Raw genomic sequence first — 14,948 nt, 5'->3', positions numbered from 1 at the left:
AGACCGTTGGTCTCGGCAAGAGCGCCGAACTGAGCCTGAGAAGTCTGGGGGGCGAGCACCGTCTTTCTTTCTATTCCTGCCCCTCGTATCGTCGGCCCGCCCGACGTAGCAGGCCACAACTAACGACTATCATAAAGAAAGGTGAATAGACATGGCGGTTAATAGTGTTGGCGGTAACGGCGCCGCTCCTGCTACCCAGCAGACCCAGGATGCCGGTTTCCAGAACCAGATGGCTGAGTTCGAGCGTGTTAGCCAAAAAGTTCAGGCCCAGGCCGTGGCAATGCGCAGAATTACGACCGAGCTCTCTTCTGAGAAGAAGGTCGCCGACGAGCGCGTCCAATAAGTCTGCCAAGACGGCGGCTCAGCGCGTCGCTACCGGATCCGCGCAGTGAATGACGAACTCCGGAAGAGCCGTGCGGCAACTGCCGTACGGCTTATCTCGTTATTCAGGACATTATCCTGAACGAATCGATCTCTCGAGTTTGAAGTGCATAGCAAAGCCGAGGGGAAGACGACCGCCGTCAGCATGTGAGTTGACGCGGGGCCCGGCGCCGATCGGCACGTTAAGCCGTTGACATCATTAATCTGGGCAGGGTCATTCCATCCGCCGATTCACACAAAGCGCCTGATCGCCCGCGGCGAAGCGCTGCGCGCGATCGATGGCGACACTCGCGCCTGACTAGGCGCCATGCCTCAGGACGATCGGCTCTTTCTCCGAGAAGTGCGTGCGCGAGCGGGCGAACTTCTTGACGCCCATCGGCTTGCCGAACAGGTAACCCTGGACCTGATCGAAATCCATCTCATGTGCGGCAAGAAAGTCCGCGCGCGTCTCGCCCCCCTGCGCAATAACCTGCGCGCCGGAGTCGTGTGCGAGCTCGACGATACGCCGGCACACCGTCTGCTTGAGGCGCTGATCCGCGCAACCGGTGACGTATTGATGGTCGACCTTCAGCTGGACGAACGGAAAGTTCGGCAATCCCAGCAAGGATGGCCACTTCGCGCCGACATTGTCGATCGAGATGCCGATATTGTGCAGGCGAACGCGCCGGGCGACATCGATCGCCAGGTCGAGATTGTCGATCACCTCGGCGCTGTCGATCTCGATCAGCAGGCCGGCGAACGCCGCATGATCCGGAATCCGGTAGCAAAGCTCGCGCACCGCAGCATCGTCGGCCAGAAACGAGATCGGCAGGTTGATCGAGAGATCGACCGGTCCGATCTGCCCGAGCAGATAGCGCCAGTCCTCGATCGCGCGCGCGATCACGAACTCGGACAGCGCATGAAAATGCGGATCGCTTTCGTCGGGGATGAAGTAGGCAGGCGGCACGACGCCCCATGCGGGATGGCGCATCCGGATCAGCGCCTCGGCGCCGCTCGGAACCAATGTCCGGAGATGAAGTTTCTGCTGATACCACAGCTCGAGCGAGCTGGCTTTCAGCGCTTCGGGCACATCCACTGCCGGGCTCGGTGCGGGCTCGAGCGGCATCAATGACGCAAGAATCGTCGACAATTTGTGGAAGGGCTCGCAACCGGAGACGGTTGAGATGTATTTGGCGAGCGACTTTGAACACGGCGCCTTGCCGTCTCCTCAATCCCAGCGATGCCGCCCTTCACCTTCTCGAAGGCGGCCGTGAAACAATCACCCCACTGGTGACGAGCGCCTTCATCGCGGTCGATACTGCGGTGAGCGCGGTCCCCAGGAAGCCGCGGCTGCATCGACGGACAAGGCATCGAAGACTCAGAAGGATTTCAACTTTCCGGTGATGGGCGGAAAAAACGTGGTCGATCAGTTCATTGCATCGCAAAGCAAGTCGCCGGAGGGAATGAAGGCCGAGGTGGCAACCTATGGACTGCTTCCCGGCGCAATGGAGGCGATGAAGCTGCAATTGCAAACGGAGTCGATCGCGCGGGCGAACAACACCGCGATCACCGCCGCGCAGCAGGTGCAGCTCGACCTGCTGAAGCAGAAGACTTCGGAATACGCCATGACGCTGGCCGGGCTCCAGACGATCCAAGCGAACTTGACTCCCTCTGAGAGTTACCTACAGGAGCCTAAGATCCAAGCGCAATTCAACGCCAATACGATCAGTGCGCAGCAATTCCTGGATGCGCAACAAAGACTAGCGGAGAACGCCCAATCGACGTGGAACACCGCCGGCGCCTCCATGGCGGGCGAATTTGCACAACTCTCGCAGGAATTCGGCAAGCACAGCATGGCTATGGCGAGGGCGGCTAAAGCGTTCGGCATTGTCGAGGCAAGGATCAACACTTACACCGCCTTCACGAAGGCGTTGGCATCGGCCGTGCCGCCATTCAATGATGCGTTGGCTGCGGGCGTGCTCGCTGCCGGTATGGCCAAGGTCGCCGCGATCAGCTCTATGTCGATACCTAGCTTTAGCACCGGCGGCTTCGTCTCCGGCGCTGGGACAAGCGTCTCGGACAGCATTCCCGCAATGCTTTCCAATGGCGAATTCGTTGTGAATGCCGAAGCTACGCAACGCAACAGGCGGGAAATCGCCCAGCAAAGCGGTTCTCGTCAGTTTCATGCGCGTTTCGCGGGATCGTGAGCGCGGATTTCAGGGGATCGTGAGCAACGATTTCGCGGGATCGTGAGCAAGGCTTTCGGAGCCTTGCAGCGCTTCGGCCGACAACTCAACCGGCTTAGGGATGACCTCGTGGTTAACGAGGAAGTCCAATGCCTACCCAGAGATTGTCGATGCGCCGGATCAAGGAAGTCCTTCGGTTAAAACATTTTCAAGGCCTGCCAGAGCGGGCCATCGCGCGGAGCGTGGGCGTCAGCAACGGCGTTGTGCACAGCTACCTGAGCCGCGCCCGCTCTGCTGGGTTGAGCTGGCCGCTTCCGGAGGGAATGACCGATGAAGACCTGGAGCTTTTGCTTTTCCCGGCCCCACGACCAGCGTCTCAGAGCCCGCAGCGGCCGGTGCCCGACTGGAGCCCCGCGGGTCACTTCAAATTCCTCCGGGTGTGGTCAGTCAAATTCCTCCACCCGCGAGGCAGGACAAGGGACTGTTAGTTTGAGTTTGTTTCCCGGGCAAGAGCTTCAGCGGCTTCTTTGAGCCGATAGCTGCGTCCGTCGAACTCAAGCAGATGGCAATGATGCATAAGGCGATCGAGGATCGTCGTGCTCATAGTGTTGTCCCCAAGGTATGCCCCCCAATCCTGCACGACGCGATTGGAGGTGACGATGACGCTGCGGCGCAGTTTGTAACGCTGATGGATCAGGGTCTGCAGCAAAGTGCCGGCGTCGTCGGGGATGGCGCGTGCGAGGAATAGATCGTCCAGCACGAGGAGATCGCAGTCGATGATGGTTCGCAGCCGGACCTCGCGTTGTGCCGGAGAGTTCAGGGCGTAGCGGTGGAAGAAGTCGTCGGTCTCAAGATACTGGACCTTGTGGCTTTGCAGGATCGCCTGATAGGCAATCGCCTTGGCGATGTGCGACTTCCCGGTGCCAGGTTTGCCAACAAGCAGAGCGTTCTCGCCAGCGGCAATGAACGCCAGGGTGTGGAGCTGGAAGCAGGTCTGACGTGGCAGTTTGGGATTGAAGGACCAGTCGAACTCGGCGAGCGTCAGCTTTTCGTCGAGCCCGGATTGCTGGTATCGCCGCTCGATAAGACGGGACTGACGACGGTCCAGTTCATCCTGCAGGATAAGGGAGAAGGTCTCGAGGAAGGGAGAGCTGGCCCCGCAAATTCGGACAGTAGCTTGAGTGGATTTTCTGCCTGACAGCGGCGAGGATTCTTGCTGCGAATCAGGAGCGAAGATGACGAAGAAGAGCCGCCGGACGCATTCTCCGGCATTCAAGGCGAAGGTTGCTTTGGCTGCGGTCAAAGGCGACAAGACACTGGCGGAGCTGGCGCAACTGTTTGATGTTCATCCGAACCAGATCACGATCTGGAAAAACCAGCTCCTGGAAGGCGCCGCCGGCGTGTTTGGGCATGACAAGACATCGGCCGAGACGCCGGTCGATTTGAAGGCGTTACATGCCAAGATCGGCGAGCTGGCGTTGGAAAACGATTTTTTGTCCGGCGCGCTCACCAAGGCGGGCCTGCTGAGCGCAAAGCGATGATCGACCGCGGTCATGATCTTTCTATCGTGCGCCAGGCGAAGGTCCTGAAGCTGGCTCGCAGCACGGTCTACTATGAACCTCGGCCAGTTTCGGCCGAGGACCTTGCCTTGATGCGTCGGCTCGATGAGCTGCATCTCGATTATCCCTTCGCGGGAGCGCGTATGCTGCGATCGTTGCTGCGGCGGGAGGGCGTATACGCCGGTCGCCGCCACATCGCGACGCTGATGAAGCGCATGGGGATCGAGGCGGTCTATCGTCGCCCGAACACGAGCAAGCCGGCTCCGGGTCACAAGATCTACCCGTACCTGTTGCGCGGATTGAAGATCGAGCGGCCCGACCATGCGTGGGCAATGGACATCACCTAAATTCCGATGCGGCGTGGCTTCGTCTATCTCGCGGCGGTCGTCGATGTGTTCAGCCGACGGGTCCTGGCCCATCGCGTCTCGATCACAATGGAGGCGGCCTTCTGCGTCGAAGCGGTCCAGGAGGCGTTGGCGAAGCACGGCAGGCCCGAGATTTTCAACACGGATCAGGGCAGCCAGTTCACCAGCCTCGAGTTCACCGATGTGCTGCTGGACGCGAAGATCGCCATCAGCATGGACGGCAAGGGCGCCTGGCGCGACAACGTGTTTGTCGAGCGGCTCTGGCGCACGGTCAAATACGAAGAAGTATATCTCCGCGCCTACGACAGCGTGTCCGAGGCGCGAGCGTCAATTGCCAAGTATCTGGCCTTCTACAATCAGGGACGCCCTCACTCGAGCCTTGACGGGCGCACGCCCGACGAGGCTTACTTCGGCACGCAAGCTATGGTGATGGCCGCATGGCCGTCGCCGACGGTTTTGTCGTCGCTCTGGTCGGGCTACGCCCTCCCGACGCAACGACAAAACCGTAAAGCCCCGCGTTCAGCATAACCCGGCAGGAATCCACTTAAATCCAGCGGGGCGCTGTCCAAACAACCGGGGCCAGCTCTGTCGTCGTTGTTCTTATTTCGGGTAAAAAACATCATGACCTCGCCAGGCCCCCTCGAAGGCACCGGAGGGCTAACGTCGCTTGCGGGTACTAACTCTATGTTACTCAGGTCACCAATTCTGCTGCTCTCCATTGAGCATTTGGTATTGTTAGAGTTACGGTGACAGTGCACTCAATGGTCAGCCACTTTCACCGGGCTTGCGAACAACCGCGCACCAGCACTGAAAGTCCAGCGATATCCCCGATCGCCCTCAAACCAACTCCAACCGCAACGACCGCCCGACCATCCGCGCGGCGCGCTGCAGCGTGGCCAGTGTGACATTGCCGTCCTTCGGGTCGAGCAGGCGGCCGATCTGGCTGCGCGAGGTCTTCATGCGCTGGGCCAGATTGTTGCGGGAGATGTTGTTCTTCATCGCCTGCTCGATCTGCCACGCCAGGACTTCCTTGACGGCAATGCATTCGAACTCGTCGCGCTTACCTTCTTCGCCGAGGAAATCGTCGAGCGTGGTGAGCTTGGCGGTGGAACGAACGGCTTTCTTCTTCCTCGCCGCGGTCTTCTTGCCGGCCATGTCGGCCTCCTTCATGTCTCGAACTCACGGTTTCTGCGGCGCGCAAGGGCCAGATCGTCCGGCGGGGTCTTCTGGGTCTTCTTGATGAACCCGTGGAGGACCAGAATGCGGCCCTGCTGCGCGCTGAACAGGACGCGGGCGATCCGGCCGCTGGGCAGCGAGGTGCGCACTTCCCACAAGCCGTCGTCCAGCGCGCGGCACAGCGGCATCCCCACCGGCCAGCGGTATTGAACGCGCATGAGAGACGCGCCGTACTTTGCCCCTCACCCCTCCACCCGCCACAGCCTCCACCGTTCCGGCACGCCCTTGAGCCGGTGCACGCCGTGATCCCTCAGGCTGATCGTGGACTGCGCCGTCATCAGCTCCTTCACCGCGCTCGACACCAGCACCTCGCCGGCGCGCGCTTTCGCTGCGACGCGGGTGCCGATGTGGAAGGCGAGGCCGACCATTTCGCCGCCGCTGATGGTGTATTCGCCGGCGTGCAGGCCCACCCGGATCTCGAGGCCCAGCGTGCGCATGGCCTTCTGGATCGCGGTCGCGCAGGCGATGCCGGCGGCGGGCTTCTTGAAGGTCGCGAGCACGCCGTCGCCGGTGGTCACGACCTCCTTGCCGCCGCACGTCTTCAGCTCCTTGCGAACGGCGGCATAGTAATGGCCCATCACCTTGGTCCAGCGCGCATCGCCGAGCTTGGCCGCCTTCGCGGTGGAGCCGACGATGTCGACGATCAGGATGGTGGCGAGCGCCTGCTTGAGCTCGGCGCTGCGTGCGGCCGAGGGGCTCCGGTTTGCGATGGGTCCGGACAGCGGTTCATAGCGATGGTTGCGGCGCCGCGCGATCGCGGCTTTGGTGTAGTCCTGCGCGCGCTGCGCGGTGCCGCAACGAATCGTCTTCTCCTGCGGCAGACGCGACCAGTAGACCTTGCGGCCGGCACCGGCGCCATGCACCTCCACGGCGCCCCACTTCAGGAAAACCGCCGAGCCAACGCGCCTGACGCACCACGCCTTCGACGTGTACCCGGAGACGTTGGACTGATGGACACCGATGCGAAGGAATTTCGGCATGAATGTGCGGCCAAAGACCGTTTGGGCGTAGCTTCTCGCAAAGCGTAGTCGCACAACCCGGTGTTGGCAACCTGACTCCCGTCCCGCCCTTCCGCCGTGCAGAGCAATCGCATGTGGAAGCGACATCCCTGTGGCCATCCTTCGAGACGCCCGCCGTTGGCGGGCCCTCAGGATGAGGACGGAGTGCGCGGCAGCAGTTTCAGCGGGCACCGATGCGCTTGGCTTCTCCTCGAGGAGATGCCATTTGCGATTGCCCTGCACTGCGCCCCCAAGGCTGGCAACCTAAATTCCTCTGCCGCCCTGTTTGCCGATCGTGCAGCGCCACCCGGCCAGACGTTCGGCCGGATGCTGCGCCATCCATTCGGCGAGCTGCGGCGCGCCGATCAGGCAGGACTGCATCGTCACATCCGCGAAGTCCGAGGTCGTGACGATCTGTTCATGACAGTCCGTCGGAGACGAGAGGCTGCAGAGCACGGCGATGATCCTGATCATCTCACACGAGCTCCTTCGACCAATCGTATTCGGGCCCGGCGGCCGAGCGCGCCGCCGGTTTGGCGGCATCGACGCTCGAGGCCTTTTCGGCGCGACGCTGATAGTCATCGGCGAGCAGCTTCAGCCGCGTCGCGACCACCTCGTCGGTCATGCTCATCGCAGCGCGCAGCAGGCTCTGCGCCGTTTCCATGTATTGCTTGCCTCGTCGTGACATCTGCAGGGTCATGGCATCCTCGCGCGGTTCCCTGGAGATAGGTCGAAGGCGATCGGGACACGGCCGAACCAGTCGCGGTCATCCCGGCGGCGGGTCGCGAAACGTTCGACACACTTCTTCGAGCAGAGAGGCTTGCGCCACGCGTAATACCTGACCAAGCCGAACCGGCCGTCGCAAACGGCGCAGCGTCCGGTTCGACCATGAAGATTTGCGGAGCAGGTTGGCATTGACGTCTCCTCTCGTTGTCGCGCCTGATGTCGCCGATCACCTCTTCTGTTGCACCGGGGCTTGCCTCGCCTCCCGATGACGCGGGCGGCATTCGTCGTCTGAGCCGCCAACGAAGCCAGTCTACGAGTCCTGCGCGGCGATCTCTTTCACCAAGGCGCCCTCAATTGCGCATCCGCACGACGCGCGGCCCGGCACATGACGGGCCGGCTAACGCCGGCCTGCCCGGCGCGGCGTCGATCGACTGGAGGAGGCGCAGTGAAAAGCGATGTGCTATCCTGCTGCGGGGGCGGCAGGAGAGAGAAACCATGGCAACGAGTGTCAAGCAAATGCTGGAAGCTGCGAACGCGGCGGTCCCGAAGATCACCTCCGATCAGGCGGCCGAGATGATCAAGAACGGCGACACGCTGGTCGTCGACGTTCGCGATGCGCCGGAAGTCGCCGCCAGCGGCAAGATCGCGGGCGCCGTGAACGTCTCGCGCGGGATGCTGGAGTTTCGCGCCGATCCGGAGTCGCCCTATCACGACAAGGCGTTCGACAAGACCAAGACCGTGATCCTCTATTGCGCGTCCGGCGGCAGATCGGCGCTGGCCGGGAAGGTGCTGAAGGATATGGGCTACGACAAGGTCTACAACGTCGGCGGCTTCAAGGACTGGTCCGGGGCAGTCGAGAAATAGGCGGAACAGGCAGTTCCCGTTTCCTGGCGCTTGCACATCACGGCCATGAACGATCGATCTGGGGGCGCGGACCTTGGTGCCGCGCCCCGATTGGCGCTCCCTGCGCCACGTGCGGGGGGCGGGGCCGTCACCCGGGCGATCGGCGGCGCCTGACTTGCTCGGTCGGTCGAAGCTTCATCCTTGACGCAACGATCCGCCTTCACGCGCGTTTTCCCTCTGCCGAGAACCGCGCGAGGCGTGTCATGACCAGGGATAACGAACTGAAGCCCGACGATTTCCCGATCGAAGCCGACAAGGACAAGCTGAAGACGCACAAGGGCGAGCCCGTCGCCGAGGCCGAATCGGAGCAGATTGCGAATGAGATCGCCGACCGCCTCAACGAGCAGGCGCACCGGGAAGAGCAGGATCGCTGGTCGGCCTAAAGCGCGATGCGATTAGGCACGCCGCGCCACCAACAGGAATAGGAACGCCCCGCGTTCCCGCGCATTGGCCCGCGCCGGGGTTCCACAATTCCGGCACATGGCGGCCTCGGCCCGACTCCCGCCCCCGGACCGCCGGGCCGGGGCTGCCTGACCTCAACGCACAGGAGCGGACATGAAAGCAATCGTACTCGCAGCGCTCGTTGCGGCTCTCACCTCTCCTCTCGCCGCATTCGCGCAGGACGGCACCGGAGCGTCCAAGACTGGATCGAGCATCAATTCGACCGGCACCGGCGGGACGACCGGAGCGGGAGCCTCCAGCCTCAATACGTCCTCGGACAACAATAGCGGCGGCGGCAGCGCGCCGGCGAAGTCGTCGACCATGCGGCCGGGAGACAACGACCCCTCCAGGCAAACCCAGGGCGGTCAGCAGGCCCTGCCGAACTCAACCGGCACGAACCGCAAATAGACGCCTCGCTTTCGGCAGCCGTTCGCGGCTCACTCCGGATACGCGAACAGATCGATCGGCTCGCTGAAGCCGCGCACCTCGTGCTGGCCGACATGCTCCAGGGCGAACTCTTTCTCCACCAGCTCGGCGAAGGCGCGTGACAGCAACACCTTCTTGCCGATGGTCTTGGTCAGCGCCTCGAGGCGGGAGGCCATGTTGACGGCCGGGCCGATCACGGTGAAGTCGAGCCGGCTGGTCGATCCGATATTGCCGTACATGACGTCGCCGACATGGACGCCGATGCCGTAGTTCAGCGGCGCGCGGCCGGTGCCTTGGTTCCGTTCGTTCAGCGCGGCCATGGCCTGCCGGGCCTCGGCCACGGCATGCAGCAGGTTCGCGCAGGCGTCGGGCGCGCTGAGCGGGAAGATCGCGAGCAGCCCGTCGCCGATGAATTTCAGGATCTCGCCGCCGTGCCGCGCAATCGGCTCCGACATCGCATCGAAATAGTCGTTGAGCAGGTCGATGACGTCGTCGCGCGGCCAGTTGTCGGAGATCTTGGTGAAATCGCGCAAATCGCAGATCATGATCGCGGCGCGCACCGTCGTGCCGGTGCCGCGCCTGGTGGCGCCGGCCAGGATCAGCTCGCCGGCATGGGAGCCGACATAGGTCTCCAGCAGCGTGCGGGCCAGGCGGTTCTTGATGCGGATCTCGCTGACCAGCGCCAGCACCGGCAGCAGCTTCTTGAGGCCGGCGATATGCGCATCGTCGAACCCGCCGGGCCGGTCGGTCGCGAAGGTGACGATGTGCCGCTTGCCGAGCGTATGGTAGAGCGGCCAGGCGACATAATCGGTGAGGCCCTTGGCGCGCATCTCGTCATAGAGGGCGTGCTTGCGGCCGAGCGAGGGATCCTGCTCGAGCCTCTCGCGCAGCTCGGTGGCGCCGTCATGGATCTCGTGGGCGGCGCTGCCGATATATTCGGGCCGCTCGCGGACTTCATAGTCGACCAGCGCAATCTCGGCCTCGCGGCTCCCGTCGGACCACATCATGCGGGCCCCCAGCCACTGCGGGTGATTGATCAACACGTGGAGCGTCGCCCGCTTCACGGGAATGCCGGCCTGCTGGAGGCGGATGCACATCTGCGCGAAGATGTCGTCGATGAAGCGCTCGTCGCGCGTGCCGTTGGTCAGCCAGTCGATGACGCCATCGGCAGGCGTGGGGGCATGGTTGTGTGGCGCGGTCATATTCTGCCCCTCGAGCTGCGGTCTGTTGCAAGGCAGATATCATGTTCCGGCCCGGCGGCGTCAACCTGGCCAGTTGCATGGATTGTGCGCAGCGGGCGACCGGCGCTAGCCGAGGAGCCGGATCGATCCCAGCACTGCGAGGCCCGAGACGAGCGCAAGCGTCGCTGGCTCCGTCAGCTCGACCTTCAGCGTGCCTTGGCCTGGAATCGTAAAATTCTCGTCATCGAGACGGATGCGGCATTCGCCGCGCGCGGCGTAGACGAGATGCGTGCCCACCGCGAGCGGCCGCTCGCCGGGCTCCCTGAGCGCGAGGAGATCAATCTCCGCCGCACCGCGCCGCGCCATCAGGTTCACGACCTCGACCGGGCCGGCCTCGAGCTCGGTGACGATCTCGAGCTCGCCGGTGAAGCGCACGGTCGTAAAAGGTTCACGTTCGTCGAACTCCCGCGCGGGCGACTTCAGCACCAGCCCGCGCCCGTCCACGACCATCTGCAAGCGGTCGATGCCAGGCATGTAGGAGAAGGGGCCGGGCGCCACGATCGGCGTCGAAGCAAAGCGCCAGAGCAGGCTGTCCCAGTTCTTCTGTTGCGCACCGTCCCGGTGAGCGTCCGCAATGTCGGTGAAGATGCCGCCGCCATTCTTCCACGGCGAGCGGGTATAGTCGTCAGGTTTGAGCAGTGTTGCTTTCATGGAGATCCTCGACACGAAGAGGGTGCGATGGAGCGCCGGCGCGCGCGTCCAGGAGCGGTTCGGCTTCCTGCCGCACCACGTCCAAATGCGTGAACAGCGACACGTGGCCGCCATCGGGGAGCGCCAGCAGCTTCGCCTGCGGGATTGCCCGGCAGACATTCTCGGCATGCGAGAACGGCACGACGTTGTCGGCGCGGCCGTGCACGACGAGGGTGGGCGCCGAGATCGATCCCTCGGGCAGCTGCCCCAGCGCCGCAAACCGCGCAATGTCGTTGATGGTCCCAGGAAGCCGCGCATGCAGATGCCGAAACACGCTCGACTGCAAGGCGCCGAACAGCGGACCTGCCGCCGGATGGCGCAAGGTCCGTTCGCGCATGGCGTCATCGGGGATGGAGCGGCGTGCACCGGCTTGCGGATTTCGTTCCGCCTGCCACCTCAGCACGCGCGGCAGTCCGGGAAGACGCGCAAGGTGGCGCATCATGCGCAGGCGCGCGGCAATCTCCGGCGGCGTTTGCAGCGTTCCCGTGCAGGCCGAGACCAGCACGAGCGAGCGACAGCGCGAGGGGTGCCGCGCGGCAAATTGCAGCGCCGAAGGGCCGCCGGCGGAGACCGCGACGACCGCCACGGTCGTAATCCCGATCGCGTCGAGCAGCGCGCCGTAGAGATCGGCCTGTTCGTCGGGTGACGCCCCAAGCTCGAGGGCCGAGCCGAGATAGCCGGGGCGGGACACGGCCACCACCCGCTTGCCCCTGAGCGTCTCCGCGAGGGCGCGGGCCAGCAGCCACGACTGGTCGTGCCCGCCCATGCCCCCATGGACGGCCAGAATGGCCGGCCCCTCGCCCGCGATTGCGCACTGGATCGCGCCGCGGGAGGTCCGCACCGAGACCGGAGCAGGCCCGGCGAGCGGCAATGCGTCTGAATCTACGGTCATGTCGCGGCTTCCGGTCGCCCGGCTGTGCCGGCCTTGAGGCAATGCAGAAGCGCCGCAGCCTCCGCCGGCGGCCGACGCTCGATCCGGCGATACGCGCGTCCGTCGGACGTGCGGACGACCAGGCCGTGATCGCACAGCGCGCGGCGAAGCAGGGCATCATCGGCGAAGGCATGCTGACGATTCAACAGCGTCTTCACTTCCGCCTCGGCCAGACTGCATCGCGGCGGAAAGCCGGCCCACAACACCCAGAGGCTCAGCTGCTGCAAATTGTGGCGGGCCGGCCAGCGAAGCAGCCTGCCGCATTCATCGAAATGGCGCGACGCGCGCTGCACGCGCTTCAGATCGACCGTCTCGTCCCCGGTCGCCCGCGTCCCGCGGTCATCCACGGCAGTGCCGACCGCACCTGCGCGGAAATGCTGATAGTTCCGGTGTCCCGTCGCACGCGCAAGAATGTTGAGCAGCTCGACGTGACCCGGTGGCGACGTGCGCTCCAGAAGCTGGGCGCGCAGGGATTTCGCGAGCGCGGAGATGTCGCCCGCAACGAACGCAATGGGTGTTCTGGACATGACCAATCCTCGATGTGCCGATCCACAGGTGGATTGTCGGAGGTCACCGGCTTACGACGCGGCACGAGGTTTGGTGTCGGTTCGATTGAGCCTTGCAGGTTTAGCTTCCCTCGCGGGACGGTGACGCCTGGGTGAACTGCAGACCCGGGCAAACCCTTACTATAGACGCCCGGCGAGCTCAAGGGCCCGCCATTTGGGACGAGCGGTACCATGGTCGGAGCGCCGAGCGTTGCGGAATTGGCGACGCTACTTCGATGTCAATGCCGCTACGGCCCGCCAGGCGGCGTCAGGCGCAGCCGACGTGAGCTGCCGGCAGCGGTCCCGCATCAAGGCGGCCGGACGATCGTAGCTGCGCTGCTTCAACACCACCTCGAAATCGGCAAGCGCATCAGCGAACCGGCGTGCGCGATAGGAGGCGAGGCCGCGCTCGTAAGCCGCGATCCAGCCGATCGCGTCACTATCATCGGCCGTCTCGCCTGCGATCCCGATCAGCTCGTGGACGGAGATCCCCTCCTCGCGTCCGTAGACCGCGATGCGGTCGACCTCGCGCGTGATGACGACGCCGCGCGCCAGACGTTCGGTCGCCTCGCCGATCAGGATGTGCGTCCCGTAGGATTTGTTGGCGCCTTCGAGCCGGCTGGCGACGTTCACGGCATCGCCGATCACGGTGTAGTTCAGCCGCAGCTCCGAGCCGATATTGCCGACCAGCATGCGGCCGGAATTGATGCCGATGCGGATCTGGAGCGGCTGGCCGAGGTCGTCGGCAAGCCCCGACTGTTCGATCGCCCTCTGGCAGGCGAGCGCCGCGCGGCAGCATCGCGCGGCGTGATCGCCTTGCGGCTGCGGCGCGCCCCAGAACGCCATCACGGCATCGCCGATGAACTTGTCGATGGTCCCGCCATTGGCGACGATGATTTCCGAGGTGATATCGAGATAGCGCGACAGCAGCGGCACCACGCGGTCGCCGAGCCGCTCGGACAGCCCGGTGAAGCCGGCAATGTCGATGAACATCACGCTGAGCTCCTGGACGCTGCCGCCGGGCCTTGCCTCGACGCCCTGGCGCAGCAAGCCGCGGACGAGATCCGCCGGGATGAACTTGCGGAAGGCCGACAATCCGGCCGCCATCTCGGCGATCGCGCCCGACAGGCTCGCGATTTCCCTGAGCCGCGACGGATGGCGGCGGACCTGCTCCAGCGCGAAGGCCTCGACATGGCGCAGCTCGCCGGCGACGCGTGACAGCGGTGCGGCGATGACGGACCGCGCCAGCATCGCCGAGGCCAGCGCCGCGAGCACGGCGCCGACGGCAAGGCCAAGGATCAGGCGCCGCAGCGTCGTCTCGACCGGCCCGAGAAATTCGGCCTCGGGGATCACGGTCGCGAGCGACCAGCCGGGAAACGGCAGCGGCGTCAGGGCGACTTCATAGGCAGCGCCGCCCGACGTGAGTCGGCTCCGCCAAGCCTCCCTGCCGCCGGCCTCACCCGCCTTGCCGAGCGCCAGGCGCGCGAGCGGCAGCAGCGCCGTGTCGCCACGCGCCGGATGGAGCTCATCGGCGTCCTTGTCCGGCGCTGCGACGAGCTCGCCGCTGCCATCGACGATGAAGGCGGTCCCCGTGCGCCCGACCTCGAGCTGCGACAGGAAGCGCGCGAGCCTGGTGTATTCGATGACGACGGCCAGTACGCCTTGCCGCTCCTGATAGACGTCGATCGGCCCTGCAAAGGCGATCGACGGCCGCACGCCGGTCGCATGGTCCAGCACCCTGAACCATTGCGGATCATCCGCGGTCAGCCCGGCCTTGAACCAGGCCTGGTCGGCGACGCGAAACGAGGTCGGCTCGAAGCGGCGGTTGGCGAACTCGATGTCGCCGGGCACCACGTCATACTCATCGACGCGGCGCTGGCCGGCATGGTCGGTCAGCGAGATCTCCATCATCTCCAGGCGGCGATCGCCGAGCTTGTGCGCGGCGAAGAAGGAGCCGTCGGGCCAGCCGAACGCGACCCAGGAAATCGTTGCCTGCGACTGCAGTTGCGAGAGAAAGACGAACTCGCGCTTGTCGGCCTCGCGGGTGTCGAGCACGTTCTGGAGGAACAGCGTGCGGATGGCGGTGTGCGCGGCCCGCGCCTCGTCGACGATCGCCGAGACCTCCTTGCGCACGGCCGCCACGATCTGCTCGTTGATGGTCGAGGCGAGCTGCCGGCTGGTCGCTTCCGCCGTGCGCCACCACAACAGGCTCGACAGCGCGGCCGTCAGCAGGATTGCCGCCAGGACCAGCGCGGAGACCGCAAGGCGGATGCTGACCGTCAGCCCTGCGATCGCGCGAAGCCGTCGTTCGGGATCAACCTTCATCGCTGCTTTCGCGCCT

At 64.4% G+C, this 14,948-nt stretch carries 16 protein-coding genes and 3 pseudogenes; 7 read left to right on the top strand and 12 right to left on the bottom strand.

The genetic code is table 11. The annotated features are described in order from the left end of the window. Nucleotides 1–151: 151 nt before the first annotated feature. A complete protein-coding gene (locus ABIF91_RS24950; RefSeq protein WP_014498042.1) occupies nucleotides 152–343 on the top strand; it encodes a hypothetical protein in 192 nt (63 codons plus the stop codon). A 336-nt stretch (nucleotides 344–679) separates the two neighbouring features. Here the strand turns inward: ABIF91_RS24950 and ABIF91_RS24945 are convergent, their stop codons facing one another. Further along, on the bottom strand, nucleotides 680–1,486 hold the full coding sequence (locus tag ABIF91_RS24945; RefSeq protein WP_080660129.1) for an EAL domain-containing protein: 807 nt from the start codon (nucleotides 1,484–1,486) through the stop codon (nucleotides 680–682). 292 nt (nucleotides 1,487–1,778) lie between these two features. On the opposite strand from ABIF91_RS24945, the gene ABIF91_RS24940 reads away from it, so the two are divergent. Then, complete coding sequence (locus tag ABIF91_RS24940) at nucleotides 1,779–2,567, top strand: hypothetical protein (RefSeq protein ID WP_225005520.1); 789 nt, start codon at nucleotides 1,779–1,781, stop codon at nucleotides 2,565–2,567. Nucleotides 2,568–2,695: 128 nt separating this feature from the next. Further along, a pseudogene (locus ABIF91_RS24935) lies at nucleotides 2,696–2,956 on the top strand (sigma factor-like helix-turn-helix DNA-binding protein); the annotation flags it as partial. A 74-nt stretch (nucleotides 2,957–3,030) separates the two neighbouring features. Here ABIF91_RS24935 and istB read toward each other — a convergent pair. Beyond that, on the bottom strand, nucleotides 3,031–3,747 hold the full coding sequence (istB, locus tag ABIF91_RS24930) for an IS21-like element helper ATPase IstB (RefSeq protein ID WP_424579097.1): 717 nt from the start codon (nucleotides 3,745–3,747) through the stop codon (nucleotides 3,031–3,033). A 34-nt stretch (nucleotides 3,748–3,781) separates the two neighbouring features. On the opposite strand from istB, the pseudogene ABIF91_RS24925 reads away from it, so the two are divergent. Continuing rightward, nucleotides 3,782–4,908: pseudogene (locus ABIF91_RS24925) on the top strand (IS3 family transposase); the annotation flags it as partial. Nucleotides 4,909–5,307: 399 nt separating this feature from the next. Here ABIF91_RS24925 and ABIF91_RS24920 read toward each other — a convergent pair. The 5 genes and pseudogenes from ABIF91_RS24920 to ABIF91_RS24900 all read right to left on the bottom strand — a co-directional run bounded on the left by ABIF91_RS24920 (nucleotide 5,308) and on the right by ABIF91_RS24900 (nucleotide 7,404). After that, nucleotides 5,308–5,640 (bottom strand): Fis family transcriptional regulator, encoded by a 333-nt coding sequence (locus tag ABIF91_RS24920; RefSeq protein ID WP_244430124.1) that lies wholly within the window; start codon nucleotides 5,638–5,640, stop codon nucleotides 5,308–5,310. After that, nucleotides 5,637–5,873 (bottom strand): annotated as a pseudogene (locus ABIF91_RS24915) (type II toxin-antitoxin system RelE/ParE family toxin); the annotation flags it as partial. The gene ABIF91_RS24920 and the pseudogene ABIF91_RS24915, both read right to left, overlap by 4 nt. 15 nt (nucleotides 5,874–5,888) lie before the next feature. After that, nucleotides 5,889–6,686, bottom strand: a complete 798-nt coding sequence (locus ABIF91_RS24910; RefSeq protein ID WP_028180975.1) for an adenylate/guanylate cyclase domain-containing protein — start codon at nucleotides 6,684–6,686, stop codon at nucleotides 5,889–5,891. Between the two features lie 282 nt (nucleotides 6,687–6,968). Further along, complete coding sequence (locus tag ABIF91_RS24905) at nucleotides 6,969–7,178, bottom strand: hypothetical protein (RefSeq protein ID WP_028180976.1); 210 nt, start codon at nucleotides 7,176–7,178, stop codon at nucleotides 6,969–6,971. A 1-nt stretch (nucleotide 7,179) separates the two neighbouring features. Next, nucleotides 7,180–7,404 carry a hypothetical protein gene (locus tag ABIF91_RS24900; protein ID WP_050995235.1) on the bottom strand — a complete coding sequence of 75 codons (225 nt, stop codon included), beginning with the start codon at nucleotides 7,402–7,404 and terminating at the stop codon, nucleotides 7,180–7,182. Nucleotides 7,405–7,925: 521 nt separating this feature from the next. On the opposite strand from ABIF91_RS24900, the gene ABIF91_RS24895 reads away from it, so the two are divergent. From ABIF91_RS24895 to ABIF91_RS24885, 3 genes are all read left to right on the top strand, one after another. Continuing rightward, entirely contained in the window at nucleotides 7,926–8,294 is a 369-nt protein-coding gene (locus ABIF91_RS24895; protein ID WP_028180978.1) for a rhodanese-like domain-containing protein, read from the top strand. Between the two features lie 242 nt (nucleotides 8,295–8,536). Beyond that, nucleotides 8,537–8,716, top strand: coding sequence for a hypothetical protein (locus tag ABIF91_RS24890; protein WP_028180979.1), 180 nt, complete (start codon nucleotides 8,537–8,539; stop codon nucleotides 8,714–8,716). A 172-nt stretch (nucleotides 8,717–8,888) separates the two neighbouring features. Continuing rightward, nucleotides 8,889–9,182 (top strand): hypothetical protein, encoded by a 294-nt coding sequence (locus ABIF91_RS24885; protein ID WP_028180980.1) that lies wholly within the window; start codon nucleotides 8,889–8,891, stop codon nucleotides 9,180–9,182. Nucleotides 9,183–9,211: 29 nt separating this feature from the next. Here ABIF91_RS24885 and ABIF91_RS24880 read toward each other — a convergent pair whose 3' ends face one another. The 5 genes from ABIF91_RS24880 to ABIF91_RS24860 all read right to left on the bottom strand — a co-directional run bounded on the left by ABIF91_RS24880 (nucleotide 9,212) and on the right by ABIF91_RS24860 (nucleotide 14,932). Further along, complete coding sequence (locus tag ABIF91_RS24880; protein WP_028180981.1) at nucleotides 9,212–10,402, bottom strand: adenylate/guanylate cyclase domain-containing protein; 1,191 nt, start codon at nucleotides 10,400–10,402, stop codon at nucleotides 9,212–9,214. 105 nt (nucleotides 10,403–10,507) lie between these two features. Then, nucleotides 10,508–11,092 carry a HutD/Ves family protein gene (locus ABIF91_RS24875; RefSeq protein ID WP_028180982.1) on the bottom strand — a complete coding sequence of 195 codons (585 nt, stop codon included), beginning with the start codon at nucleotides 11,090–11,092 and terminating at the stop codon, nucleotides 10,508–10,510. Beyond that, nucleotides 11,067–12,023: an alpha/beta fold hydrolase gene (locus tag ABIF91_RS24870; protein WP_080660007.1), complete on the bottom strand. Its 957-nt coding sequence runs from the start codon at nucleotides 12,021–12,023 to the stop codon at nucleotides 11,067–11,069. The genes ABIF91_RS24875 and ABIF91_RS24870 overlap by 26 nt, the downstream gene beginning before the upstream one ends. Continuing rightward, the gene (locus ABIF91_RS24865) at nucleotides 12,020–12,589 is read right to left on the bottom strand and encodes a DUF2087 domain-containing protein (protein WP_028180983.1); all 570 of its coding nucleotides are present in this window, start codon (nucleotides 12,587–12,589) and stop codon (nucleotides 12,020–12,022) included. The genes ABIF91_RS24870 and ABIF91_RS24865 overlap by 4 nt, the downstream gene beginning before the upstream one ends. A 246-nt stretch (nucleotides 12,590–12,835) precedes the next feature. Then, nucleotides 12,836–14,932 carry an adenylate/guanylate cyclase domain-containing protein gene (locus ABIF91_RS24860; protein ID WP_035675298.1) on the bottom strand — a complete coding sequence of 699 codons (2,097 nt, stop codon included), beginning with the start codon at nucleotides 14,930–14,932 and terminating at the stop codon, nucleotides 12,836–12,838. Nucleotides 14,933–14,948: the final 16 nt, after the last annotated feature.

The sequence above is a fragment of the Bradyrhizobium sp. USDA 241 genome (assembly GCF_049739505.1).
GTDB lineage: Bacteria > Pseudomonadota > Alphaproteobacteria > Rhizobiales > Xanthobacteraceae > Bradyrhizobium > Bradyrhizobium liaoningense.
This window is presented reverse-complemented; position numbering and strand designations above follow the sequence as displayed.